Consider the following 25,177-nt stretch of genomic DNA (forward strand, 5'->3'; position numbering starts at 1 on the left):
AGCTACAAAAAGCGTCATATCGTGAGCGCGGCTAATCCGCGCGAACGACAGGACCTGCCTTGTAGTGCGATTGTATAACGACACGCCGTGAATTAGGTACAATCGCACTACAGATTTTTGTTTGGCTGCCGTCCGTTAAAATTGGTTAGAGTTTAATTTTTGCGATTTGGAACACGGGGGAGAGTGGCTTTTGAGCAAGTACGGTTACGATTTTGATTTGTTTGGCAATCCAGAAGATGCCAGCGAGCAGAGCGATGCTTCTGTTAGTGATGCTCCTATTAGCGATGCTCCTATTAATGAAGATATGACGAGCGAAGTTTCTGCTTCTATGGCGGCTTTCGATTCTTCCGCTGCCTCCGCCCAATACAGCCAATCCGCCCAGTCCGCCCAATACAGCCAGTCTGCCCAATCATCCCAGGGCACACCAATCGCACAGCCATCCGCACAATCTTCCGACCTTCCCGAAATCAACCCACAATCGCTGTTAGAAGGCTTAAATCCACAGCAATCCAAGGCTGTTCAATACACTGGCCCCGCGCTTTTAATCGGAGCTGGCGCAGGCAGCGGCAAAACGCGTGTTCTTACGCGCCGAATCGCGTGGATTTTGGCTAATCGCAAAGCGTGGCCGAGTCAAATTCTTGCAATCACGTTTACAAATAAGGCGGCAGCGGAGATGCGCGAGCGCTTGGCGAGCTTAATCGGCAATAGTGCAAATAGCATGTGGGTCTCTACTTTCCATTCTGCTTGCGTTAAGATTCTTCGCGCTCATGGAGATTCAATCGGCTTAAAATCAGGCTTTTCTATTTATGATTCTTCCGATTGCGAGCGTCTTGTTAAAATAATCGCCTCCGAATTGAACATCGATATTAAAAAGTTTACGCCGAAACTTTTATTGTCTAAGATATCTGATTTCAAAAATAATTTGGTTACATGGCAGGAAAATCTTAAAAATTACGCACCAGATTATAAGCCAGGCGCGTCTATATCTGGTGCATCTAGCTTTAATGCTGCTGGCAATGCCGATGCGCTTTACGCTGCTGTTTACGCGGAGTACCAAAATAGGCTTAGCGTTTCGAATGCTGTTGATTTTGACGATCTGATTATGCTAACGGTTAAGCTTTTGCGCCAAAATCCGCAAGTTAGCGCGTATTATAGGCGAAAGTTCCGCTACATTTTGGTTGACGAGTATCAAGATACAAATCACGCGCAATACGTTTTGATTCGCCAGCTTGCAGGTGTGGGTGATGCAGGTGTGGGTGATAATTCCGCAGTTCCACAAGTTTCCTCAGCTTCACCAGATTTCGCAGCTTCATCAGATTCCCCCCAGCTTTCGCAGTCATCAATCACGGTTGTTGGCGATTCCGACCAGTCGATTTATGCTTTCCGCGGTGCAGATATTCGCAATATTCAAGACTTTGAGCAGGATTTTCCAAACGCTACAACAATTATGTTGGAGCAGAATTATCGCTCTACGCAAACCATTTTGGATGCTGCAAATGCCGTGATTTCTAACAACACTAATCGCAAGCCTAAAAAGTTGTGGACATCTTTAGGCAAAGGCTCGCCAATCGTCGGCTACGTAGCAGATAACTCGCAAGGCGAGGCGATGTGGGTTGCTCAAGAAATCGCGCGCTTAGCAAGTGAAGATGGCGAAGATGGCGTAAACTACTCAGATATTGCGATTATGTATCGCGCAAATTCGCAATCGCGTAGCTTAGAAGATGCGCTTATTAAGTCGGGCTTGCCTTATCAACTTGTTGGCGGAACTAAGTTCTACGAGCGCCGCGAAGTCAAAGATGCGCTTGCTTACTTGCAGTCGATTGCAAACCCTGATGACGATGTTAATATGCGCCGAATTTTGAACGTTCCAAAGCGTGGTCTTGGAGCGCGCGCTGAGTCGCAGATTACGTCTTATGCAAAAGAAAATTCTATAAGTTTTTGGTCTGCTCTTAGTCAAATAGATAAGATTGCAGAGCAAATTGGTATTTCATCTAGAACTTTTAACGCGCTTAAGAGTTTTAGGGATCTTATTACTTCGCTTATTGACTTTATGAAAGCTAACGATTCCAAGCCTTCTAAGGTTGTAGAGAACGTGCTTAACGAAAGCGGATTGTTGCAAGATTTGCGCGAGTCGAAAGACCCTCAAGACGAATTTAGAGTAGATAACTTGTCTCAATTGCAATCGGTTGCAGCCGAGTATGAGCAGAATACGCCTGATGCTAATGTTGCTGGTTTTTTGGAGACTACGGCTTTGGTTGCGGATTCGGATCAGCTTCCAGACCAGGGCGAAGATACTGGAAAAGTTACGCTTATGACGCTTCACACAGCTAAGGGCTTGGAGTATCCTGTTGTGTTTTTGACTGGCATGGAGCAGGGCACTTTTCCTCATTCGCGCTGTGTTGACAATCAAAAGGAGCTTTGCGAGGAGCGTCGTCTTGCATACGTTGGCATAACTCGCGCTAAGAAGATTTTGTACGTTACTTGGGCAGCTGAGCGCTCTCAATGGGGAAAGTCTGCGGAGATGATTCAAAGTCAGTTTTTGGACGAGATTCCTGCGGATTTGATTTGCTGGAAACGCAAGGAATCAGATGTTATGCGAGCTGGACTAAGGGGAGCAGGCAGAGATTTTGACCGCGATTTTGGCGATGACTTTGCTGGCGATTTCTCCGACGATTTTGGCAGCGACGGCGGTTGGGGTGACGATTCGTACACAACTTACGGAGGCTCGAGTTACAGCGGATCTCGCTACAGCAAATCGCATTATGGCAGCTCGTATGGTTCTTCAAAGTCTTATGGCAAGTCGTATGGTTCAAAGTCGTATGGCTCTAGTTTATACGGAAAGTCTTATGGCAACTCATACGGCAAGTCTTACGGCTCAAAGTCTTACGGTTCAAAGTCTGGCAAAGTCACCACGCGAATCGCAAGAAAATCAAGCGCATCGTACCAAAGTCAATCGTCCACCTCAAATTTGCAATCGTCCGCATCGTCATTATCTTACAAAAAGCAAAGTTTGCAAGAAAAAGACAATCACCTAAACATCAACGATTTTCATGAAGGCGATAAAATTTCGCACGACACATACGGCCTTGGAACTGTTCTTAAAACACAAGACAAGGGCAGAAACTCAATTATTACAGTCGATTTTGGTTCGGATGGCGTAAAGCGACTTATGCTAAGAGTTGCTCCGATTGAGAAATTGTAAAATTGAAAAATTGTAAAATTTCTCGTTTTATAGATGTTGTATGCAAAATAATACAACCTTAGTGAAGATTACTTTAAATTGTTAATTGTAATATTGTTATAACTAGTGCGTGATTATATACACTAAAACAAAATATTCAAGACTTGTTTTCTATTAAGCTATACGAAAAAATATAAAAGTAGGAAAAATATAGAAGTAAACGAAACCGCAAATGTTCAAGATTTTAGACTCAAGGGGAAGTCGATTAAGTTCTGAATCGTTGCAGTTGTATTTATAAACGAGATTTAAAAGGCGTGGCGCTTGCAAACGTGAGTGCCGTAAAGCGTGTTGCGTTAAACAAAAAGCAACACTAAAAAATAATAACTAGATTTAATGAGGTATTTATTATGAAGAACAAATTATTCGCATCGCTTCACGCAATTGTGTTTGGAATTCTTATTGCTATAGCGCCATTGACATTTGCAAAACCATGCTCAACTGGTGGCATGAGCAAAATGTCTAAAATGCATAAAATGCCTATGATGATGCAACCTATGGCATGCTACTACACAAGCCGCGTGGCTATTGGAATTGGCATAGTTATTGCGATTTTAGGCATTATTGCACTATTTGTTAAAGAGCGCGTTCGCGCTGGCTTAAATATTGCTGTAATCGCTAACTCTCTGTTTATGATCGCTACTACAACATTCCTTATTGGTGTTTGCAAAAGCCCAATGATGCATTGCGCATCTGTTATGCGTCCAACGTTGATTGTGTTATCTGTACTCGCGTTGGTGTTTGCATCCGTTAGCGTGTATCTTGACACTAAATCTGCTTGCTAGTGCGCATATAAGTAATTTACTATGCGAACTATTACATTAAAGCGATTGCCGCTAGAAAACCTAAAGCAAAAGCCGCTAAGAACCGCCGCGTTAATCGTGGTTTCCGCGTGCTTAGCTGCAGTGTTTTTTGGCGGCTCGCTAATCTCCCTAAATCTTTCAAACGGCCTAAATAGCATGCGCGCTCGCCTTGGCGCGGATATTATGGTGATTCCGCAAAACACATACAATCGTGCAGAAGCGTTGCTTACTAATGGCGGATCGAGCACGTTTTACTTTACGAACAATATTGAGGATTTTGTACGAAAATCAAAAGGCGTTGAAAAAGCAAGCGTACAAACTTACATATCTTCTCTATCTGCTGGATGCTGCGCGGAAAAGCTGCAAATCATAGGTTTTGACCCTACGAGTGACTTTGTAATCGCGCCATGGATTTATTCGCAACACAAAAGCGAACTTAAAAAAGGGCAGATGATTGCAGGCGCAAACGTGCTTGTGTCTTACCAAAACACGGTTCGCTTGTATGGGCACGAATGGCCGATTGTTGCGCAACTTGCTAAAACGGGCACTAGCTTAGACAACTCGGTGTTTGTAAACAGAGACACGATTCCAGCGGTTGTTAAATATTCGTCTAAGGTTGGTCACACTGCGATTCCTGCAAAATACGCACGCAAGGCTGTTAGTGCGGTTCTTGTAAAAGTGCGTAAGGGTTTTAGTGCGCAAAATGTTGCGGAAAATATTCGTAAAACTAGCGGAATTAAAAGCCTTGGAATGGTTTTTCCAGGCGGAATTACAGAGCAGACTAAAAAGAGCTTAGAGGTGCTAAACAAGGCGATTTTCCTTGGCGTTTTTGCGTTTTGGGCTGTGGGCGTGCTGATTCTTGTGTGCGTTTTTGCGGCTTCTACATCGGAGCGCAAGAGGGAATTTGCTTCATTGAGGATTTTGGGCGCAAATAAGCGCATGCTTTTTGGCATGATTTCGCGTGAATCTGCTGTGATTGGCGTTGTAGGCGGCGTGATTGGCGTTGCGTTTGCTTCGCTTATTTTGTTCCCATACAATATTGCGATTTCTAGCCAGCTGCAATTGCCGTATTTGGAGTCGAATGTTTGGTTTGTATGCGCGCTTGCTTCGATTTCTGTAGCGTTTTCGCTTGCTAGTGTTTTGGTAACTTCTGCGATTATTGTGGGGCGAATCGCCAGCAGGGAAGCGTATTTGACTTTAAGAGATGGCGAGTAAAGTGATGAGTGAGATGGCGAGTGAAGTTGTTAGCAACGATTTAGGCGATTCAGTTAATTTAGGCGATTCAGTTGATTCAGTAGTAAATCTTAAAAATGTTACTCGCGAATTTAAGCGCAAAAATCGCAAGTTTATTGCTGTAGACAATGTTGATTTTTCGCTTAAAGCTGGCGACTTTGCGGCGATTGTTGGCAAGTCTGGAAATGGAAAGTCAACTCTATTAAACATGATTGCAGGGCTTCTAAAGCCTACGCGCGGAAGCGTTACGATTTTTGGATGCAATATTTCGCTTCCTTCTATAAGCGACGAGCAAATTTCTGCGATTCGCGCAAAAAACATTGGTTTTGTTACGCAATCGCAAACGCTTCTTGCTAATTTGAATGTGCTAGATAACGTTATTTTGCCTGTTATGCTTGCGCGCGCATCTTCTAAGCGAATAGACGATTCAGCGCAAAAACCTAATCCGAATGATTATGCTAGTTTGACTTCACGTGCTATGGATTTGCTTAAGCAACTTAACGTTGACGATCTTGCGCATTGCTATCCGCGCGAGCTTTCTGGCGGAGAAATGCGTCGCGTTATGATTGCGCGTGCTTTGATTAATAAGCCGCGTTTGTTGATTTTGGATGAGCCTACTGGCGATTTGGATTCGCAAAATACTCAAACTGTTGTGTCTTTGCTGCGCGATTGTGCGGCTTCTGGAGCGGCTGTTTTAGTTGTGACTCACGATGAATCGGTTGCTGCAAGCGCTGACTGTGTTTACGCAATGGACTCTGGCGTTCTACGCGCGCGCTTTGACTGAGCGCTTAGACCGCGCGAGCGATATTCCGCTTTTTGTTGCTGTTTTTACTGGTTTGAGCTACATTCTCGGGAAAAATTGACGCATTTTGTAGCTTTAATTAGCGTTTTGAGCAACAAAAAGCGTCAACCATTTCCGCACTTTGTAGCTTAAAGCGTTCGCGCGGATTAGCCGCGCTCACGTCTTCGCCGCGCAGAAGCAATGCTTCTGCTTTAAGCGGCTCAGCGCTCCGAATTGCCTTTGTGCGCTACGCTCAAGCACAAAGGCAGGTCGTCGCGCATATTCTACGGCGCGGAGTAGTATAGGGAACGATGCCTATTTTTCGTAGGCATTATCTGGAGCCTTAGCCCATCAGTGGGTCGGCGCGCAAGAATTATGGCGTTATTTCAGCGTTTTAATGCTTTCGCGTTCGTGTGTTTGCACGAAGAAGCACTGGAGAGGCCGGCTCAGCGTGAATAATCGTAAAAGTTTGGTTCACGTTCCGTTCAGATAACGACAGAATAAAGGATTAGTAATGACTAATATTCAGCGTTCTCGCCGTCAGGTGCGTCTTTCTCGCGCCCTCGGCATCGCTTTGACCCCAAAGGCTCAGCGTATTTTCGAGAAGCGTCCATATGCTCCAGGTGAGCACGGCCGCACTCGTCGTCGTACCGAGTCCGATTACGCAGTACGTCTTCGCGAGAAGCAGCGTCTTCGCGCTCAGTACGGTCTTTCCGAGAAGCAGCTTCGTGCAGCTTACGAAAAGGGTACGCACACTGCAGGTCAGACTGGTGACGCAATGCTCACCGATTTGGAAACCCGTCTTGACGCTTTGGTTTTGCGCGCAGGTTTTGCTCGCACAACCGCTCAAGCTCGCCAGTTTGTTGTGCATCGTCACATCTTGGTAGATGGAAATCTTGTTGATCGCCCATCTTACCGTGTTAAGCCAGGCCAGACCATTCAGGTTCGCGCTAAGAGCCAGACAATGGTGCCATTCCAGATGGCTGCGGAAGGCGTTCATCGCGACGTTTTGCCAGCAGTTCCTGGTTACCTCGATGTGAATCTTGCCTCTTTGAAGGCTACTTTGACTCGTAAGCCGGAAGTCGATCAGATTCCAGTTGAAGTCAACATCCAGTACGTCGTCGAGTACTACGCTCGCTAAATTCTGGATTTCATTCTTAAGGACATACCGCTTGACCCCCGCTGTGCATTGCATAGTGGGGGTCAATGCGTTTTATTTGCTATTCTTCCCGTGTTTTGTAGTTCTGATTGGTGTGTTGGACTACAAAGTGCGGAAGTTTTTCCGCGTTTTGTTGTTCAACACGCTGTTTAGAGCTACAAAGTGCGGAAAATAATGCACGAATCGTAGTGCATTTGTATAAAATCAGTATGAACTACGTAAAAGCTGGTTATATGTTGGTGCACATTAACTTTTGTTAGGGAAAGGTCGCAAGCAACCGAACATTATGCAACAAAACACTTTAATAATAAAACAAAATCACATATAATCATTACAACAATGCCCGTTATATTACAAAATATAACATTGTGCGAGTGTTGAATCAGAAAATATATAATAGGTAACTAAGCGTCTAAAGCGTGTTATTAATATACAAAAGAATATATAAAAGAATAAAAGAAGATACAAAATACAAGTAAAACAGAATACGCAATAAAAGAAGACTAGAGAGTAGAAGAGACGATGGAGTCAAAGATGTCTCAACAAAATACCAAAGCGAATGCGCTAAAAGCACAACAACTTGCCACACGCGCAATCAACAAACACGCAAAAGATGCGCTAAACAATAACACTTTTGAAGGGGTGGTCTTGTGGTAGAGCCTAAAAAGATTAACGGGTTGCACAATATTCCAACTACAGCTGGATTTGCAGGCCCAGGCGGCGGCTTTGAAGGTGGTGCTGCTGCAGGATTCGAGATTGACGACGCATCTAAGCATAAGAAGGCAGATGAACGCGAAGTCGAAAAAAGCTTAGAAGACACAGATGCTTTCGACGCAATAGACGTTAACGCGATTCGCGCTAGAAGCAAAGCTAGCGGCGCAAACGAGACGGTTATGAGCAAGATTACAAGCACAGGTGTTGGGGATTCGTCTCTTAGTAGCCTTGTAGCTCAAGCCGAAGGAGAAGCTGCTGCCGATGTGCGCGATTCATTGTATGTGACTCAACAAATTCCCGCAATACCTGCGGCTTTAAGTGGTATTACGCCGCAAGAGCCGCCGCGTGCAACGCAATCTCCGATTCGCGATTTTGGTGGCGAGTATCCGTATAAGTTGTATCGCCCTGGAACTTACGCGCGCGAGCATATGCGCATTACAGCAACAAAGCTTTCCGACGGACGCGACTTTTTCTACATAGATGACAATCCAGAATACGTTAGCGGTCACAAAACAAGGGAGCTGATTGACCCTAGAAAGTTAGCGTATCGCTTTACTTCGCATGTTGATAGCGAAGGCAACGAAGTTCCTAGCGAAGTTCCACAAATGAGGCAAGATCCGCTTACAGGAGACTGGATTCCAATGTCTAGGTTGTGGGCAAAGCGGCCAGCTGAGATTCTTGGTGATGAGTCAAATAATCAAGGTTCTGCGAGTGGTTCTGCGGATGGTTCTGCGGATGGTTCTGCTCAATCAAGAATCGACCCATTTGCTGGCAGAAAGCCACAGTGCGAGTATCAAGATGGCGAAATCCCAGACGAAGACTACGACGTTGTTGTTTTTGAAAACCGCTATCCAGCTATGGCTCAGGTTGCAGGCGTGCCAAATGCAACAACATACGTTGACGGAAATCCTTTGTGGAAGCAGGCACCTGCAGCTGGCCGATGCGAAGTGATTTGCTTTAGTTCCAACGAGAACATGCTGCCAGCTAATCTTTCTGTTTTGCGCATGCGCACGATTGTTGAAGCGTGGGCGTTTAGAACCGCAGAAATTAGCCAAATCGAAGGAATTGAGCAGATTTATCCGTTTGAAAATCACGGCAGTCAAATCGGCGTAACTTTGCATCATCCTCATGGTCAGATTTACGCATATCCGTTTATTGCTCCTAGGTTGGAGCAGGAGTTGCGCCACACGGAGGCTTATTTTGAGCGCACTGGCAGCAATCTTCTTAAGGATTTGATGAATTCAGAGATTGAGGCTAAAAAGCGCGTGATTATGCATAATCACAGTTGGGTTGCGTATGTTCCAGCTGCAGCGCGTTGGCCGCTAGAGGTGCATGTTGCTCCTGTTCGAGACGTTCTTACTTTGGATCAGCTTGACGATCAAGAGCGTTGGGATTTGGCGCAAATCTACATAACACTTCTTAAGCGTGCTAATAAGTTCTTTGGATTATCGTCTTCAAACGCGGGCGATTCGAGTGCTAAATCGTTTGCAAGTTCGGCTGCTTTCGACTTATCTTCTGGCGCGAGTAATGCAAATTCCAGCGAATTCGTTGATTTGCCTTATGTTGCAGCGTGGCATCAAGCTCCTGTGCACGATTCTCGCCGCTCGCATTATCGCCTTAATTTGCAATTCTTCTCGTTTATGCGAGATGCCAATAAAATCAAGTATTTGGCTGGTTCGGAAGCAGGAATGGCGTCTTGGATTTCCGATACTACTCCAGAGTTGATTGCAAGCAGATTCCAAGAATTAGGAGATGTTGACTTGGATTAGACTTGTCTTGATTAGTCTTGATTAGTCTCGTCTTAATTACTCTGATTTTTACGCGTTTTACTTAAAAAGTGAGATGATTAAGTTATGTTGTTGCATCTTTATTTAGTTCGTCATGGCCAAACCATGTTTAATTGCTACAATCGCTTGCAAGGATGGAGCAATTCTCCACTAACTCCAAAAGGGCTTAAAGACGCCGATTTAGCGGCTCAAAAGCTTAAGAACATTGTTTTTGCTGCCGCATATTGCTCCGATACAACTCGCGCGCAAATCACAGCTGAGCGTATTTTAAGCGAAAACGAAAAGCACACTAACGCTCGTCCGCATCTTGTAAGCGATATGCATTTTCGCGAACAATGCTACGGCTATTTTGAAGGCCAAGATATGAATATGGCTTGGTGGGCTGCAGGCGCTCCTCATGGAGCAAAAACGTATAACGAAATCGTTGAAAAATTTGGTCTTGCTGCAACTCGAGACATGCTTAAAGAGGCCGACCCATTCCACGATGCAGAGTCAGATATTGAATATTGGAAGCGCGTTGAAGGCGGTTTCAAAATAATCGCAAGCAATCCAGCGTTAAAAGATGGAGACAACGTTTTGCAAATCTCCCACGGAAACACGCTTTTAAGCCTTATGCATCGTTTTGCCCCTGCTGGCTACGATTTGAGTGAGCGCCCGCAAAATGGAAGTGTAACTCGCCTTGATTTCAACACAGCAGAGCCGATTGATCAAGCTATAACAATTAAGGGCTATAACGAGTAAATACGATTAGTTTGCGCAAAAAATGTTCGCTAAATTTACAAAAAGAGTCTTGACTCTTCGTTAATCTTTTAATACATTGCGTGGGTAGTCGTGTGTAAAACAGCAGGAAAGAGGTTACGATGAGCGTTGGAGACATTGCTGCTCTTATTGCAGCGATTTCGTTTGCGGTGCTTTCGGGATTTATGATTTATCCGCTTATTCGGCTGGGTAAAATGTTCAATCAGATTTCTCAAACTGTTAAGGAATCGGGCGAGCACGCTTTTCCTGCTATCGACGAATCTGTTACCACAGTAAAACAAGTGAACAAAACCCTTGAAGACGTTAATGCTGTTACAGATGCTGCTCGCACTACCGCTACAAATGTTGGCGCTCTTACGGATTTGTATGGCGCTTTTCTTGGAAAGCCAGTTGTTAAAATTGCATCTGCTTGCTACGCGCTTAAAGACACTTTTAATGCGTTCTTTAATAAGGCTACTGTTCCAACGGATGCTGCAGAATCTTCCGCTAGGCATGCGGCAAATTCTGGCGAGTCGTTTACGCCTAAGGGGGAGTGATGTTTAAGCGTTTATTTTGGATTTGCATCGGTTTTGTAATGGGAGTTATGTCTGTTACAAAAGCTCGCGCGTACGTTAAGGAAAAGTTACCACAAAACGCTAGGAATTTCTTCTTCGATAAAGATCCAAAAAATCTTACTTTAAGCACGATTTTGTCTTTGTACAATGATTTTAATTCCAGCAGAAAAGCCCACGAGTCGCAGATTAACTCTAAGTATGCTAGTAAGTATGCCGATAAGCGTGACGATTCGTTTACAAATAAGTCTTATACTAAGTAGTTACTAAGTAGTCTTATACTAAGTCTAAATAAATAAATAAAAAGGAGTTCGTACCCATGCGCACAGCAGAAATTGCAAAGCGTTATCTTGATTATTTTGCCAAGAATGGCCATATGGTTGTGCCTTCTGCATCGCTGATTTCTCCAAATCCAACGACGCTTTTCACGATTGCAGGCATGGTTCCATTCATACCTTATCTTTTGGGAGAGCAAACGCCTCCTTCTCGCAGAATGGCGTCTAATCAAAAGTGCGTGCGTACGCTCGATATTGACGAAGTTGGTAAAACAACTCGTCACGGCACCTTCTTCCAAATGGTTGGTAACTTTAGCTTTGGTGATTATTTTAAGGAAGAAGCAATCCACTACGCTTGGGAGCTTTTAACAACTCCGCAAGATAAGGGCGGCTATGGTTTTGACCCAGAAAAACTTTGGGTTACTACTTATACCGACGACGACGAAGCTCGCGCAATTTGGAAGAATGAGGGCTTCGACCCAGAGCACATGCAAGTTTTTGGCATGGAAGATAACTTCTGGACTACTGGTGGCCCTGGCCCTGGCGGCCCATGCTCCGAGATTTACGTTGATCGCGGCCCAGAATATGGTAAGGATGGCGGTCCTGCTGCCGACGAATCTCGTTTTATTGAGATTTGGGATTTGGTTTTTGAGAACTTCCAGGTAGACAACGTAAAGTCTAAGACTGATTTGCACATTGTTGGTGAGCTTGATCAAAAGAATATTGATACAGGCGCTGGTTTGGAGCGTTTGGCTTACCTTATGCAAGGCAAAGAAAACATTTACGAGACTGACGAAGTTTATCCAGTTATTGAAGCTGCAGAAAAGCTTAGCGGCGTAAAGTACGGCAGTAACGCCGATGCGGATGTTCGTTTCCGCGTTGTGGCAGATCACGTGCGTTCCGCTTTGATGATTATGAGCGATGGCGTGCGTCCAAGCAACGTTGGCCGCGGATACGTGCTTCGTCGTCTTCTTCGCAGAACTGTTCGCGCAATGCGCATGCTTGGCGTGCAAGACCCAGTTTTGCCAACCTTGTTCCCAGTTTCTAAGGGCGCTATGGAACCAAGCTACCCAGAGCTTAATAACACTTTCCACGAGGTTAGCGAAGCTGCATACGGTGAGGAAGATGCGTTCCGCCGCACTCTAGAAAAGGGTACGACTATTCTTGACTTGGCTGTTGAAAAAGCCAAGAAGGAACACAAGGATGACCCTATTGTTGGCGGCTCCGACGCATTCACTTTGCACGATACTTACGGCTTCCCAATTGAGTTGACTCTAGAGATGGCTGCTGAGCAGGGTGTTAAGGTTGATGAAGCTAAGTTCCGCGAGCTTATGAGCGAGCAGAAGGGTCGCGCTCGTGCGGATGCTTTGAAGAAGCGTCACAATGTAGACGTTAGCGTTTACGACGACATTAAGAAGGCACTCGAAAAGCCAATCGACTTCCTCGGTTACACAGACTTTTCCAGCCGTTCCAACGTTTTGGCGATTGTTGAGGCAGGTAAAGGCTCCGTTAAAAGCGTTAGCGCTCCTGCAAACGTTGAAGTTATTCTTGATCGCACGCCGTTCTACGCTGAGCGCGGTGGCCAGATTGCGGATCAGGGTGAGATTATTTCCGATGACGGCGCAATTTTGGAGGTTGACGATGTTCAGCGACCAATCAAGGATTTGATTGTTCACAGCTGCCGACTTACTGAAGGAACTCTTAGTGTTGGTGCTCCAGTGAACACAAATATTGATCAGGTGCGCCGTGCTGCTTTGGCTCGAAGCCACACTGCTACACACACTCTTCACAAGGCTTTGCGTGAGGAGCTTGGTCCGCAGGCAACTCAGCGCGGTTCTGTAGTAGATCCAGACCGTTTGCGCTTTGACTTCCAATGGCCAAAGGCTGTTGATAAAGATGCGTTGTTGCGCGTAGAAGCTCGCGTAAACGAGCGCATTCGCGAAGACTTGCAAGTTGTTCCAAAAGAAATGCCAATTGACGACGCTTTCAAGCTTGGAGCAATGCACTTGTTCGGCGAAAAGTATGGCGATATTGTTCGCGTTGTAGAGATTGGCGACGGCTGGAGCCGCGAGCTTTGTGGCGGTACTCATGCTAAGAGCACTGGCAAGATTGGTATGGTTACAATACTTTCTGAGTCTTCTATTGGCTCTGGCGTACGCAGAATCGACGCGCTTTGCGGCGAAGAAGCGTACGAATATGGCGCTCGCGAGCATGCTTTGGTTGCGCAACTTGCAGACATGGTTAACGCTCGTCCAGACGAGTTGGCTGAGCGTTTAGAGTCTTTGCTTAACAAGATGAAGGATTCCGATCGCAAGCTTGCTTCTGTTTACGAATCGCAGCTTAATGAGGCTGTTCCAGAATTAGTTGAATCGGCTAAGCAAAGCAGCTCAAAGATTAAGCTTGCTGTAAAGAATGTTGGAAACTTCGGTTCCTTCGACGCTTTGCGCAAGACTGTTCTTGACGTTCGTTCTCGCTTGGGCGAAGATTCGCCAGTAGTTGTTGCGTTGTGCGGTGTAAACGAGAGCGATAAGCCAATGGTTGCTGTTGCTACTAACGATGCAGCTCGCTCGGCTGGCGCTAAGGCTGGCGACTTGGTGCGTACAGCTTCCAAGGTTCTTGGCGGCGGCGGTGGCGGCAAGCCAGACTTTGCTCAAGGTGGCGGTGCGGATTCTTCTAAGATTGATGAAGCACTCGAGGCTGTGAAAGCCGAAGTTTTGAAGCTATAGTCAAAAGGTTAAATGTTTAAGATGTTTAACACTCGAGCCAAATTAATAAGTTGAGTTTTCGTATGATTTGGCTTGGCGTTGATTTAGGAGATGCCAGGGTTGGGCTTTCTAAGTCCGACCCTGAGCTGACTTTTGCTCACCCAATCGGTAATATTCAAGCCTATGGCGACTCGTTTAATGCGATTGAAGACGTTATTAACGTTATAGAAGACAATAGTGTGAGCCGAGTCGTAGTTGGTTTGCCTTTGCAATTAGACGGATCTGAAGGAAAGTCTGCCAAAAAAGCGCGCAGATGGGGTGCTAATTTAGCCAAGCGCATTAAATCGCTTTTTGATTATGGCGATTGGTCGCTTGATTTTATTCCAGAAATCGTTTTTAATGACGAGCGACTAACAACAGTTACTGCTCATAGGCAATTGTTAGATGCTGATTTTTCCACTAAAAAGCATCGTCCAATGGTTGATCAGCAATCGGCAGTATTGATTTTGCAATCTGCGATTGACGATTACAGAAATGCTTGCAAAAATGTAAAAGGCGACTCGCAAAGTGACTCCATCAGAAAGGAAGCGTTTAATGAGTGAGAATATAGACGATTTTTTCAATCAAAACGCTAAATGGAGTCACGATTCATCCAAGCCACCTGTTCCGCCAAAATCGCGAAAAGCAAGAAATGCGCGTAGAAATCGCAAAAGTAAAAGAAATCGTATAGTTGCATTCATTCTTGCACTAGTTTTTGCGTTGCTATTTGTTGTTGGATACGGCTTATATCGCGTTGCGGTTTATGTAAGAAACAATAGTCAGTCGTCAATAATGGAAGACTGGCCAGGTCCTGGAAGTGGGTTCGTTGAATTTACGATTGAACCAGGTCAAGGATCTGTAGAAGTGGGAAATAACCTTGTTAAGGCGCAGGTTGTAAAGTCGCAATCCACTTTTTCTAATATTGTTGCAGCAAATAACAAGATTTTGTACCCAGGAATTTACGCGCTTAAAAAACACATGAATTCAATGGACGTAGTGGAAATTCTTTCCGACCAAAGCAAGGCTGGTGGATTCTTAGACGTTAAAGCAGGGGAGCGCGCAACGGAGGTTATTCGCAAGGCTGCACAAATCTCGGGAATTGACATTGCTCAATTTAACGCGATTCAAAAAGCGGACGGAGCGGGGATCTTGCCGCCAGAAGCGTGCGGAAGCTTTGAAGGATGGTTGGAGCCTGGAGTTTATAACGTAAAATCCATGAAGTCTGCTAACAAGATACTGGCAAAAATGGTAGATAAGCGCGTTAAAAAGCTTGATTCCCTAGGCGTTCCTAAGGGTGATTTGCGTCAAAAAGTTCTTAAAATTGCTTCCATTGCAGAAGCAGAAGTCAATAATCGCGAATACTACGGCAAAGTTTCGCGCGTAATCTTAAATCGTTTAGCTAAAGACATGCCTTTGGGAATGGATACTACGGTTGCGTACGGCATTGGGATTAAGGCGATTAACCTTACGCAATCGCAGCTAGACGATGCAAGCAACCCGTACAACACTAGGATTCACAAGGGGCTGCCGCCTACTCCTATAAGCATTCCTGGAGATAACGCGATTTTGGCGTCTCTTAATCCAGCGAATGGTTCATGGATTTATTTTGTTACAACCAACTTAAAGACAGGCGAAACTAAGTTTGCGGATAACTACGACGATTTCTTAAAGATCCGCGACGAGTATAAGCGTTCCAACGAAAACGCCAACTAAGCTTTGGTATAACGTGCTTCTCTTTTTGGTGTTGCGCGATTCTCCTATTTACTGTTGTATGAGCGAATCGACTTGCATGAGCGCTTAAAGCGTAGCGCGCGAATGCACCTCGATTCGCTGAGCCGCTCAGGCAGAAGCACTGCTTCTGCGCGGCGAAGACGTTCGCGCGCGTAGACCGCGCGAACGAAACATCTCATTCAGGGCGAAAAATCTCGAATCTCCACCTTACTTAACGCTATAAAATCGCAGCAAAAAGTTCAAAGCATAACAGCGATGATTGCAGATGCAGCTAATACGGGTACGAACGGGATTTTATTTTGTTTATTTTGCACAAGATGCTCGCGGAAAAATCGACAGCAGACTTTAGAGTAGATTTTCCACACTAAAATCCAAATTAATCCAAATATTCCAACTAATGCAAACCAGTAGATTATGCAGCTGAATCCAAATAGCGCCAAAGCTTGAGCAATCATAGAAGCGCACGTAACGTCGCCAAATCCGAGTGTTCCGCGCACGCAAAGTTTTTGCACCAAAACGTAGAATGCAAAAACTGTTACTGCGCAAAGCCATCCACGCAAAAGAAAATTAACATTATGAAAAGTAATCAGCGAAAAAATAAGGTTCGCTGCAGATTGTGCAAAAGCAGCTAGCACAACCCAAAGTCTAGGCACAACGCGGATAATTAAATCCGTTGCGCACAGTGCAATCGTGCATACAAGCGTTGGCGTTGCAAATAAACACACAATAATAAACTGACTCATTTGATTATGCTAAATAAGCGAAAATTGCATTGCAACAAATTTTGCTCAATGTGGTTAAAGGCTTGTGTGATTGATTGCGTGGATTGTGAGCAATACTTAGTGGTTAGTAGAATACAGATTTAGAATCGAGTATTGATTTAAAATAAAGAACAGTATTAAGTGCAAGAAGTATAACAATAAATATAACGCACAACGCGATTGGAGAAGGCATGCTTAGATGGCAAACGGCAGGGGAGTCGCATGGTGAAGCGCTGGTGGCAATGATTGAAGGCATTCCAGCAGGAGTTAAGATTACTAGCGCAGACATTGTTTCGGCTCTTGCGCGTAGACGACTTGGATATGGTCGCGGAGCGCGAATGAAGTTTGAGCAAGACAAAGTGCGTTTGCTTACAGGCGTTCGCCACGGTGTTACTCTTGGGTCTCCAATTGCAATCGAAATCGCAAATAGCGAGTGGCCAAAGTGGGTTGAAGTGATGAGTGCAGATCCGCTAGACCATGATTTGCCAAAAGAAGGCCGTAACGCGCCTCTTTCTAGGCCTCGCCCAGGCCATGCGGATTTAACAGGCATGCGTAAATACGGTTTTAGTGACGCGCGCGAGGTTTTGGAGCGTTCGAGTGCCAGGGAAACGGCTTCTCGCGTAGCTTTAGGCGCTGTGGCTGATGCGTTTTTGCAGCAGGCGTTGGGCGTGCGCACAGTTGCGCACGTTGTTGGGATCGGCGGCGAATATGTAAGCAAAAGTTTAGCCCTGCCAACACCAGATGATATTGAGGCGTTGGATGCTTCGCCTGTTCGTACTCTAGATAAAGATGCCGAAGCGCGAATGGTTGCTCGCATTGATGAAGCAAAAGCCAATGCGGATACGCTTGGCGGTGTTGTAGAGGTTTTGGCTTACGGCATGCCTGCTGGAGTTGGAACTTATGTTGAGTCGGATCGCCGATTGGATGCGGCGCTGGCGGCGGCGCTTATGGGAATCCAGGCTATTAAAGGCGTGGAAATTGGAGACGGTTTTGAAGAAGCAAATCGCCCTGGCTCGTCCGCTCACGACGAAATCGTAACAGGCGAAGATGGCAACATTGCGCGCCTTAGCAATCGTGCTGGAGGAATTGAAGGCGGAATGTCAAATGGAGAGACAATTCGCGTGCGCGCAGCAATGAAGCCAATTCCGTCTATTCCGCGTGCTTTGCGAACGGTAGATGTGCTTACTGGCCAGCCAGCTCAAGCGATTAATCAGCGCTCCGATTTTACGGCAGTTCCAGCTGCTTCTGTAGTTGCAGAGGCAATGGTTCGGTTAACGCTTGCAAAGTATGCGTTAGAAAAGTTTGGTGGAGATTCACTAGAAGAAACTGCTAGGAATGCTAAGAGTTACGTTCAATCTTGGAAAGAGAATATGAGATGAGCGAAGAATCTTTGCAAAGTTCCACTCACGGTGTGCCTAAATACAAAATGCCGTTAGCTGTTATAATCGGCATGCCTGCAGCTGGAAAAACACGTGTTGGCAAGGAATTAGCGCATATTTTGAATGTTCCTTTTATAGATACAGACGATTTAATTGAGCAAAAAATCAATATGCCGATTAGCCAATATTTTAAGGATTTTGGCGAAGAGTCTTTTAGAGATATTGAAGCTCAAATTGTTAGAGATGCTATTTTTGCAGATTCTGAGCAATCCGCCCCAATAATCGCCCTCGGCGGTGGCTCTCCAATGCGCCCACAAACGCAAGAAGTCTTAAAAAAATATACAAAACTCGGCGGCCGCGTTGTTTACTTGCAAGTGGATCCAAACGATGCAATTGAGCGCGTAAGCTGGAATTCAAATCGCCCTATGCTAAGCGGCAAAGACGGAGCAAAACGGTGGTTGGATTTGTTTGCTAAAAGAGACCCCGTGTTTTGTAAAGTAGCGAATTTGCACGCTCGCGTTTATGAATTAACGCCAAAACCTGCCGCAAGAAAGCTGAAAGATATGATTATGCAACGAATTGTGCATGTAAGTGGCAAAGATATTGAAGACTATAATGTTCATATTGGCGCTGGTGCTATGAGTCTTTTGCCGCAAATGCTTGGAAAAGAGCCTGTTCGAGTAGCTTTGATTCATACTCAGCCTGTTCAAAGGCATAGCGATAAAGCAAGAGCTATTTTGCGCGCTGCTGGCTACGATGTTTTCGACATTCTTATTCCAGACGCAGAGGCTGGCAAAACCGTTAAGGTTGCGGATTTTGTATGGTCGCATCTTGCAAATGCTGGTTTTACGCGTTCGGATGCGATTGTTGGCTTGGGTGGTGGAGCAGCCACAGATTTGGCTGGATTCGTTGCATCTACTTGGATGCGCGGAATCCGCTACGTAAATTGCCCAACTTCGCTTCTTGCTATGGTAGATGCTTCGACTGGCGGAAAAACTGGCGTAAATACTGCATTTGGCAAGAATTTGGTTGGTAGTTTTTACACGCCTGCAGGTGTTTTGGCAGATACTTGCGCGTTTTCTACTCTCAATAACGATATTTTTGTTGAAGGCTTAGGAGAGGTTGCAAAATCAGGGTTTATTGGCGATACAAGCATCCTAAAAATTCTGGAAAATCCGCAAAATGCTAGCAAATTACGCACTCTCGATGGCTCTTCTGTTTTAAGCGATTCACACTTGAACAATATGGTTTGCGATTTAATAGAAAAAAGCGTGCGCGTTAAGGCGTACCACGTTTCTAACGACTTAAAAGAGCAAGGTTTGCGCGAGTTTTTGAACTACGGCCACACTCTTGGGCATGCAATTGAGCAAATCGAGCATTTTTCTTGGCGTCACGGAAATGCTGTTGCCGTTGGAATGGTTTTTGCGGCGGAGCTTGCGCAAATTTTGGGCTATTTAAGTCCAGAAGACGTTGAGTATCATCGTTCGCTTTTGAAATCACTTGGATTGCCAATATCTTGGAATGGAGGCGGCAGTAATGATGATGCTTTTGCCAAGGTTCTTGATTTGATGCATAAAGATAAAAAAGCTAGAGGCAACACCTTGCGATTTGTTGTTTTAGACGGGATTGGAAACCCGATTCACTTAGATAATCCGCCGCTGGAGGCGATTCGCGAAGCATTTAATAAGATTAGAGGCTAGAAAATGGTAGATGCAGAAATGGTAGATGTAGAAAACGCGCAAAATTCAGAAAATTCAAAAAACGCTATAAATATGCGCAAAGTTTTGGTAGTAAATGGCCCAAATTTGGGGCGATTAGGCGTTCGCCAGCCAGACGTTTATGGCAATCAAGATTTTGAAGAACTGTGCTTGCTTTGCAAAAAGTGGGCGCAAGAGCTTAACTTGCAAGTAGAAGTGCGTCAAAGTGACGACGAAGCACAAATGGTGCACTGGATGCACGAAGCAGCTGATACGCATACTCCTGTTGTTATGAATCCTGCTGCTTTTACGCACTATAGTTATGCGCTCGCGGATGCTGCTCACATGGTTTTGGATGCTGGAGTGCCACTAGTGGAAGTGCATATTTCTAATCCTTCTGCGCGCGATGCTTTTCGTAAAATTAGCGTTATTAGCGCTGTTGCAACTGGCACTATTACAGGCATGGGGCTGTACGGTTACAAGCTTGCGCTAGAAGCTGTTGCTCATTGTTTAACACCCGAGTCGAGGCTCGAAGATACTATGGAGTTCCATGGTTAGAAGAAAACATGGTAACTCTCAGGAGCATATTACAAAGCATATTTTTGTTACTGGTGGCGTTGTTTCGTCCCTCGGAAAAGGTCTTACTGCATCGTCTTTAGGTAGGCTTTTGCGAAGCCGCGGTCTTCACGTTTTGCAACAAAAACTTGATCCTTACATCAATGTTGACCCAGGCACAATGAACCCATTCCAACATGGTGAGGTTTACGTTACAGAAGATGGCGCAGAAACAGATCTTGATATTGGTCACTACGAGCGATTCCTTGATGTTTTCTTAAGTCAAAAAGCAAATGTTACAACTGGCCAGATTTATCAATCCGTGCTTAGAAAAGAGCGCGCTGGCGAGTATTTGGGTCAGTGTGTGCAAGTTATTCCACACATTACTGGCGAGATTAAGTCGCGTATGCGCGCTCAAGCCAGCGACGATGTAGACGTTATTATTACGGAAATCGGCGGTACTGTTGGAGATATTGAGTCGCAGCCATTCTTGGAGGCTGCTCGCGAAGTTCGCCGCGATTTAGGTCCAGAAAATTGCATGTTTGTGCACGTTTCTTTGGTGCCTTATATTGCTGCAGCTCATGAGTTGAAGACTAAGCCAACTCAACATTCCGTAATGATGCTTCGCTCTCTTGGTATTTCTCCAGACGCGCTTGTTTTGCGTTCAGATCGCCCTCTTAATCAAGGCATTAAAGACAAGATTTCGCTTATGTGCGATGTTGATGCAGAAGGCGTTGTGAATTGCGTGGATGCTCCAAGCATTTACGATGTTCCAAAGATTTTGTTCAACGAGGGCTTGGATGCTTACGTTGTGCGCGAGCTTGAGCTTCCATTCCACGATGTTGATTGGAACGAGTGGGAAGATTTGCTTGAGCGCGTTCATCATCCAAAGCATGAGCTAAACATTGCAATTGTTGGAAAGTACATTGATTTACCAGATGCGTATCTTTCCGTTACGGAGGCCATTAAGGCTGGCGGTTTTGCAAACTGGGCTAAGGTAAACGTGCGATGGGTTGCTGCTGATAAGTGCGAAACGCAAGAAGGTGCTGCTGCAGCTCTCGACCAAATGGACGGCATGGTCATTCCAGGCGGCTTCGGCATTCGTGGCATTGAAGGTAAGATTGGTGCGCTCCGTTACGCTCGCGAGCATGGCTTGCCAACGCTTGGTCTTTGCCTTGGCTTGCAATCTATGGTTATTGAGTATGCTCGTCACGTGCTTGGGCTTGAAGACGCTAATTCCACAGAGTTTGAGAAGGATTGTGGAGATCCAGTAATCGCAACTATGGAAGAGCAAAAAGATATTGTTGCTGGCAAGGGAGATATGGGTCACACAATGCGACTCGGCTCTTATCCTGCAACTCTTGAAGAAGGCTCTATTGTTGCTGAGCTTTACGGCTCTACGCATGTTACCGAGCGTCATCGTCACCGTTACGAAGTGAACGTGGCGTATAAAGATCGTTTGCGCGAAGCTGGCTTGCGTATTAGCGGCCAAAGCCCAGACGGTAATTTGACTGAGTTTGTGGAGCTTCCAAAGAGTGTTCACCCATTCTATGTTGCAACTCAAGCTCATCCAGAGTTTAAGTCTCGTCCAACTAAGCCTCATCCTTTGTTTGCTGGATTAGTGGCGGCTGCTCTTGAGCATCAAACAAATAACGCTAAGTGATTTAATCAAACTAGTAATCAAACTAGTTGACTAGATTCGATTATCTACTTGACTTAAATTATTAAGTGGTGTAAACTCGTGACTTTGGGTGCGATTTTACACCACTTTTTATTTTGATTAGTACTTAATCATCTTGTTGCATATTTTGCATCGTTTAACATGATTGTTACATATTCCAGATGCAAATTTACATTTTTGTAATATCACTGCAGATGTAAAAGACTTGGCAAAATATCGCATAGAATACGATTTAATCTAATATTTTTCTATTACAATAGTTGTTTTTACTGTTTATATACAAAATAACAGTAAATTTTACATTTAGACTTTGAGCTTGCGTTGTTTAATAAAATCCGTATGATTGAATTTTAATCAACGAAGAGGCCTCCTTATTGGCTTTGCAAAGAATCCATCTGGCAATAAATACTAGGTGGATTTTATTTATTAAGCCTATAGAGCCTGTAAAGCGTAAAGGCTTTGCAAAGCTTGTAATGAGACTTTTTCGTGATAATTAATGGAATCCTGCCATACCCAACGTTAGGAGAAAACATATGAAGAATAAGGCATTACTTTTTGCCGCAGCCGCGTGCTCGGTTGCTATGCTGCTCGGTGGATGCGGTTCTTCTGCCTCGAAGACCGCTCAAACAAATGGTGGCAAGGTTGTTATTACCGTAAACGACTCCGAGCCTCAGAACGAGCTTGTTCCAGGAAACATTAACGAGAATGCTGGTGCTCGTCCTGCTGTATTGGTCAACTCCACGTTGGTCACTTTTGATGAAAAGGGCAACACGGTAAACGAAGATGCCGAGAGCGTAACTCCAAACGCCGATGCAACCCAATACACCGTTAAGCTTAAAAAAGATAAGAAGTTCAGCGATGGCACTCCAATCACCGCAGAAAGCTTTACTAAGGCTTGGAGCTTTGTAGCAAACGCTAAGAATGCTCAGAAGTGCTCTTCCTTCTTCCAGACCATTAAGGGCTACGAAGACTTGCAGAAGAATGACACTAAGGGCGACGAGCAGCTTTCTGGCTTAAAGGTTGTAGATAAGTACACCTTTACTGTTGATTTGAACCAGCCAGATTCTGTGTTTGCTATTAAGGTTGGTTACCTTGCATTCGCTCCTCTTCCAGAATCCTTCTACAAGAATCCAAAGGCTTATGGCGAAAAGCCAGTTTCTTCTGGTCCATACCTCTTTAAGTCTTGGGATCACAACAAGCAGATTGAAGTTGTAAAGAACCCAGATTATGATGGCCCACGCAAGGCTCAGAATGACGGAGTTACCTTTAAGATTTACACCGACGGCACCGCTGCTTACCGCGATGTTCAGTCTGGCAATCTTGATATGACGGATAATATTCCAGATACTGAAACAAAGACTTTCCAAAAGGACACCACTGTTAAGGCATACAACCGTCCAGGTTCTGTAATCCAGCAGTTTGGTATTCCTGCAAAATTGCCACACTTCGATGTAACTACCGAAGAAGGCCGCTTGCGTCGTCAAGCTGTTTCTATGGCAATCGACCGTGAAACCATCATCAAGAAGGTTCTTAACAACACTGCATCTCCTGCAAACGAGTTCACTTCTCCTTTGACTCCAGGCTACAAGGCAGATCTTAAGGGACACGAAAACCTTAAGTTTAATGCCGCAAAGGCTAAGGAACTTTGGGCAAAGGCAGATAAGATCTCTAAGTATGATGGTCCTCTTACCTTTACTTACAACGCCGATGGCAACGCTAAGTCTGTGTTCGACGCAGTTGTAAACTCCCTCAAGAATCATCTTGGAATTAATGCCGAAACAACTCCAGTTCCAACATTCCAAGAGTTCCGTAACGCGTGCGAACAGCGTCAGGTTAAGGGTGCATGGCGTGCAGGCTGGATGCCAGATTACCCAAGCCCAGAAAACTACTTGACTCAGGAATTTGCTTCCGTTGCTGCAGATGGCAATGGTTCTAACGAAGCTGATTACAAGAATCCTAAGTTCGATGCTTTGCTTAAGAAGGCTTCTTCTTCTAAGCAAGCTGAGGCAACTAAGCTTTATCAGCAGGCTAACGAGATTCTTCTTGAGGATCTTCCATACGTCCCACTGTTCTACTCGAACGCCAAGGCTGTTATGGTTCCAAGCTTGAAGGGCTTTGTAATGGATTGGCAGAATATGCCACTTTACTACAAGCTCCACAAGTAAAGATCAAAATCAAGTAGCTATTAAAATCAAGTAGCTATTAAAAAATAAACCATAATTAAATAGCATGTAAAAACGTGCTGCTGCCTTCGAATGGCGAATAAAATTACAAAATTCTATCCGCTGTTCGAGGCAGCACTTTGTGTTTTTACTTAGGTTGGGTTAAATCAATATGCAAGCCACAAGTTGGGTGTGTGCTATGCGAATTTTTAAGTAAATATATAAGGAGAAACCAATGGGTAAATATGTTCTGCGCCGCGTTTTGCAGATGATTCCTGTGGTTCTCGGCACAACATTGTTGGTATACGCTTTGGTGTTTGCTTTGCCTGGAGATCCAGTAAAAGCAATGTTTGGCGATAAGCCAATTAACCATGCTGTAGAAGCGCAAATTCGTGCCGAGTATAACTTGGATAAGCCATTTATTATTCAATATTTGTTGTTCTTAAAGAATGCGCTTACTCTTGATTTTGGTCATACTTTTGCTGGCCAGCCAGTAATTGACGAGATTGGCCGCGCATTCCCTGTAACCATTAAGCTTGCGTTGATGGCGTTCGCTTTTGAAGCCTTGTTCGGCGTAGCTTTCGGTATAATCTCTGGCTTAAAGAAAGGAAAGTGGTACGACAGCGTAATCCTGGTTGTATCACTTCTTCTTATTTCTGTGCCAACATTTGTTACTGGCTTTATTGGCCAATATTTGTTTGGTGTTAAGTGGCATATTATGCCTGTTACTGCAAGCAATGATCCTGGATTCTACGATCTTCTTCTTCCTGCAATAGTTCTTGGATCCGTTTCAATGGCGTATATTATTCGACTTACAAGGTCGGAAATTTCGTCAAACATATCGCTTGATTACGTGCGCACGGCTCGTGCAAAGGGCTTAAAAGAAGGCTCCGTTATTGTTCGACACATTTTGCGTAACTCGCTTATTCCTGTTGTTACATTCTTAGGTCAAGATTTGGGCGCTCTTATGGGCGGCGCAATGATTTCGGAAACAATCTTCAACATTCATGGCGTTGGATTCCTTACATATCAGGGAATTCTAAAGGGAGAAGGAAACCTTGTTGTTTCTATAGTTACGCTTCTTATGTTGATATTTGTAGTCAGCAATCTTCTTGTTGACATGTTGTACGCGGCTCTAGATCCGCGCATTCGTTACGCGTAAGGAGA

20 protein-coding genes are annotated in these 25,177 nt (G+C 44.8%); 19 read left to right on the forward strand and 1 reads right to left on the reverse strand.

Annotated features, from left to right (window positions below; translation table 11 throughout):
* Positions 1–190: 190 nt before the first annotated feature.
* The 13 genes from HXT30_RS01390 to mltG all read left to right on the forward strand — a co-directional run bounded on the left by HXT30_RS01390 (position 191) and on the right by mltG (position 15,757).
* A complete protein-coding gene (locus tag HXT30_RS01390) occupies positions 191–3,202 on the forward strand; it encodes an ATP-dependent helicase (RefSeq protein ID WP_422111654.1) in 3,012 nt (1,003 codons plus the stop codon).
* 386 nt (positions 3,203–3,588) lie between these two features.
* A complete protein-coding gene (locus tag HXT30_RS01395; protein ID WP_422111655.1) occupies positions 3,589–4,023 on the forward strand; it encodes a DUF4418 family protein in 435 nt (144 codons plus the stop codon).
* A gap of 21 nt (positions 4,024–4,044) precedes the next feature.
* Positions 4,045–5,256: an FtsX-like permease family protein gene (locus tag HXT30_RS01400; RefSeq protein WP_422111656.1), complete on the forward strand. Its 1,212-nt coding sequence runs from the start codon at positions 4,045–4,047 to the stop codon at positions 5,254–5,256.
* A gap of 13 nt (positions 5,257–5,269) precedes the next feature.
* A complete protein-coding gene (locus tag HXT30_RS01405; RefSeq protein WP_032812909.1) occupies positions 5,270–6,058 on the forward strand; it encodes an ABC transporter ATP-binding protein in 789 nt (262 codons plus the stop codon).
* Between the two features lie 511 nt (positions 6,059–6,569).
* Positions 6,570–7,196, forward strand: coding sequence for a 30S ribosomal protein S4 (gene rpsD, locus HXT30_RS01410; protein WP_004113375.1), 627 nt, complete (start codon positions 6,570–6,572; stop codon positions 7,194–7,196).
* 552 nt (positions 7,197–7,748) lie between these two features.
* Positions 7,749–7,871, forward strand: a complete 123-nt coding sequence (locus tag HXT30_RS01415; protein ID WP_275895755.1) for a hypothetical protein — start codon at positions 7,749–7,751, stop codon at positions 7,869–7,871.
* 485 nt (positions 7,872–8,356) lie between these two features.
* Positions 8,357–9,697, forward strand: coding sequence for a galactose-1-phosphate uridylyltransferase (gene galT / locus HXT30_RS01420; protein WP_050567901.1), 1,341 nt, complete (start codon positions 8,357–8,359; stop codon positions 9,695–9,697).
* Between the two features lie 84 nt (positions 9,698–9,781).
* Complete coding sequence (locus tag HXT30_RS01425; RefSeq protein WP_422111657.1) at positions 9,782–10,456, forward strand: histidine phosphatase family protein; 675 nt, start codon at positions 9,782–9,784, stop codon at positions 10,454–10,456.
* 119 nt (positions 10,457–10,575) lie between these two features.
* A complete protein-coding gene (locus HXT30_RS01430) occupies positions 10,576–11,010 on the forward strand; it encodes a DUF948 domain-containing protein (RefSeq protein ID WP_422111658.1) in 435 nt (144 codons plus the stop codon).
* A complete protein-coding gene (locus HXT30_RS01435) occupies positions 11,010–11,288 on the forward strand; it encodes a hypothetical protein (protein WP_004574662.1) in 279 nt (92 codons plus the stop codon). The genes HXT30_RS01430 and HXT30_RS01435 overlap by 1 nt, the downstream gene beginning before the upstream one ends.
* 56 nt (positions 11,289–11,344) lie before the next feature.
* A complete protein-coding gene (gene alaS / locus HXT30_RS01440; protein WP_115756787.1) occupies positions 11,345–14,026 on the forward strand; it encodes an alanine--tRNA ligase in 2,682 nt (893 codons plus the stop codon).
* Positions 14,027–14,088: 62 nt separating this feature from the next.
* The gene (ruvX, locus tag HXT30_RS01445; protein WP_422111659.1) at positions 14,089–14,607 is read left to right on the forward strand and encodes a Holliday junction resolvase RuvX; all 519 of its coding nucleotides are present in this window, start codon (positions 14,089–14,091) and stop codon (positions 14,605–14,607) included.
* Positions 14,600–15,757 carry an endolytic transglycosylase MltG gene (mltG, locus tag HXT30_RS01450; protein WP_422111660.1) on the forward strand — a complete coding sequence of 386 codons (1,158 nt, stop codon included), beginning with the start codon at positions 14,600–14,602 and terminating at the stop codon, positions 15,755–15,757. Before ruvX ends, mltG begins: the two co-directional genes overlap by 8 nt.
* Before the next feature lie 257 nt (positions 15,758–16,014).
* Here mltG and HXT30_RS01455 read toward each other — a convergent pair whose 3' ends face one another.
* A complete protein-coding gene (locus HXT30_RS01455) occupies positions 16,015–16,518 on the reverse strand; it encodes a peptidase A24 (protein WP_415701089.1) in 504 nt (167 codons plus the stop codon).
* A 209-nt stretch (positions 16,519–16,727) separates the two neighbouring features.
* On the opposite strand from HXT30_RS01455, the gene aroC reads away from it, so the two are divergent.
* The 6 genes from aroC to HXT30_RS01485 all read left to right on the forward strand — a co-directional run bounded on the left by aroC (position 16,728) and on the right by HXT30_RS01485 (position 25,172).
* Entirely contained in the window at positions 16,728–17,915 is a 1,188-nt protein-coding gene (aroC, locus tag HXT30_RS01460; RefSeq protein ID WP_422111661.1) for a chorismate synthase, read from the forward strand.
* Positions 17,912–19,615, forward strand: a complete 1,704-nt coding sequence (locus HXT30_RS01465) for a bifunctional shikimate kinase/3-dehydroquinate synthase (protein ID WP_422111662.1) — start codon at positions 17,912–17,914, stop codon at positions 19,613–19,615. The genes aroC and HXT30_RS01465 overlap by 4 nt, the downstream gene beginning before the upstream one ends.
* Before the next feature lie 72 nt (positions 19,616–19,687).
* Complete coding sequence (gene aroQ, locus HXT30_RS01470) at positions 19,688–20,170, forward strand: type II 3-dehydroquinate dehydratase (protein ID WP_422111814.1); 483 nt, start codon at positions 19,688–19,690, stop codon at positions 20,168–20,170.
* Positions 20,163–21,830 (forward strand): CTP synthase, encoded by a 1,668-nt coding sequence (locus HXT30_RS01475; protein WP_004131966.1) that lies wholly within the window; start codon positions 20,163–20,165, stop codon positions 21,828–21,830. The genes aroQ and HXT30_RS01475 overlap by 8 nt, the downstream gene beginning before the upstream one ends.
* A gap of 551 nt (positions 21,831–22,381) precedes the next feature.
* Positions 22,382–24,013, forward strand: coding sequence for a peptide ABC transporter substrate-binding protein (locus HXT30_RS01480; RefSeq protein WP_016797159.1), 1,632 nt, complete (start codon positions 22,382–22,384; stop codon positions 24,011–24,013).
* 232 nt (positions 24,014–24,245) lie between these two features.
* The gene (locus tag HXT30_RS01485) at positions 24,246–25,172 is read left to right on the forward strand and encodes an ABC transporter permease (protein ID WP_004114675.1); all 927 of its coding nucleotides are present in this window, start codon (positions 24,246–24,248) and stop codon (positions 25,170–25,172) included.
* Positions 25,173–25,177: the final 5 nt, after the last annotated feature.

The organism is Gardnerella sp. DNF00571G (assembly GCF_049262695.1).
Taxonomy (GTDB): domain Bacteria; phylum Actinomycetota; class Actinomycetes; order Actinomycetales; family Bifidobacteriaceae; genus Bifidobacterium; species Bifidobacterium piotii.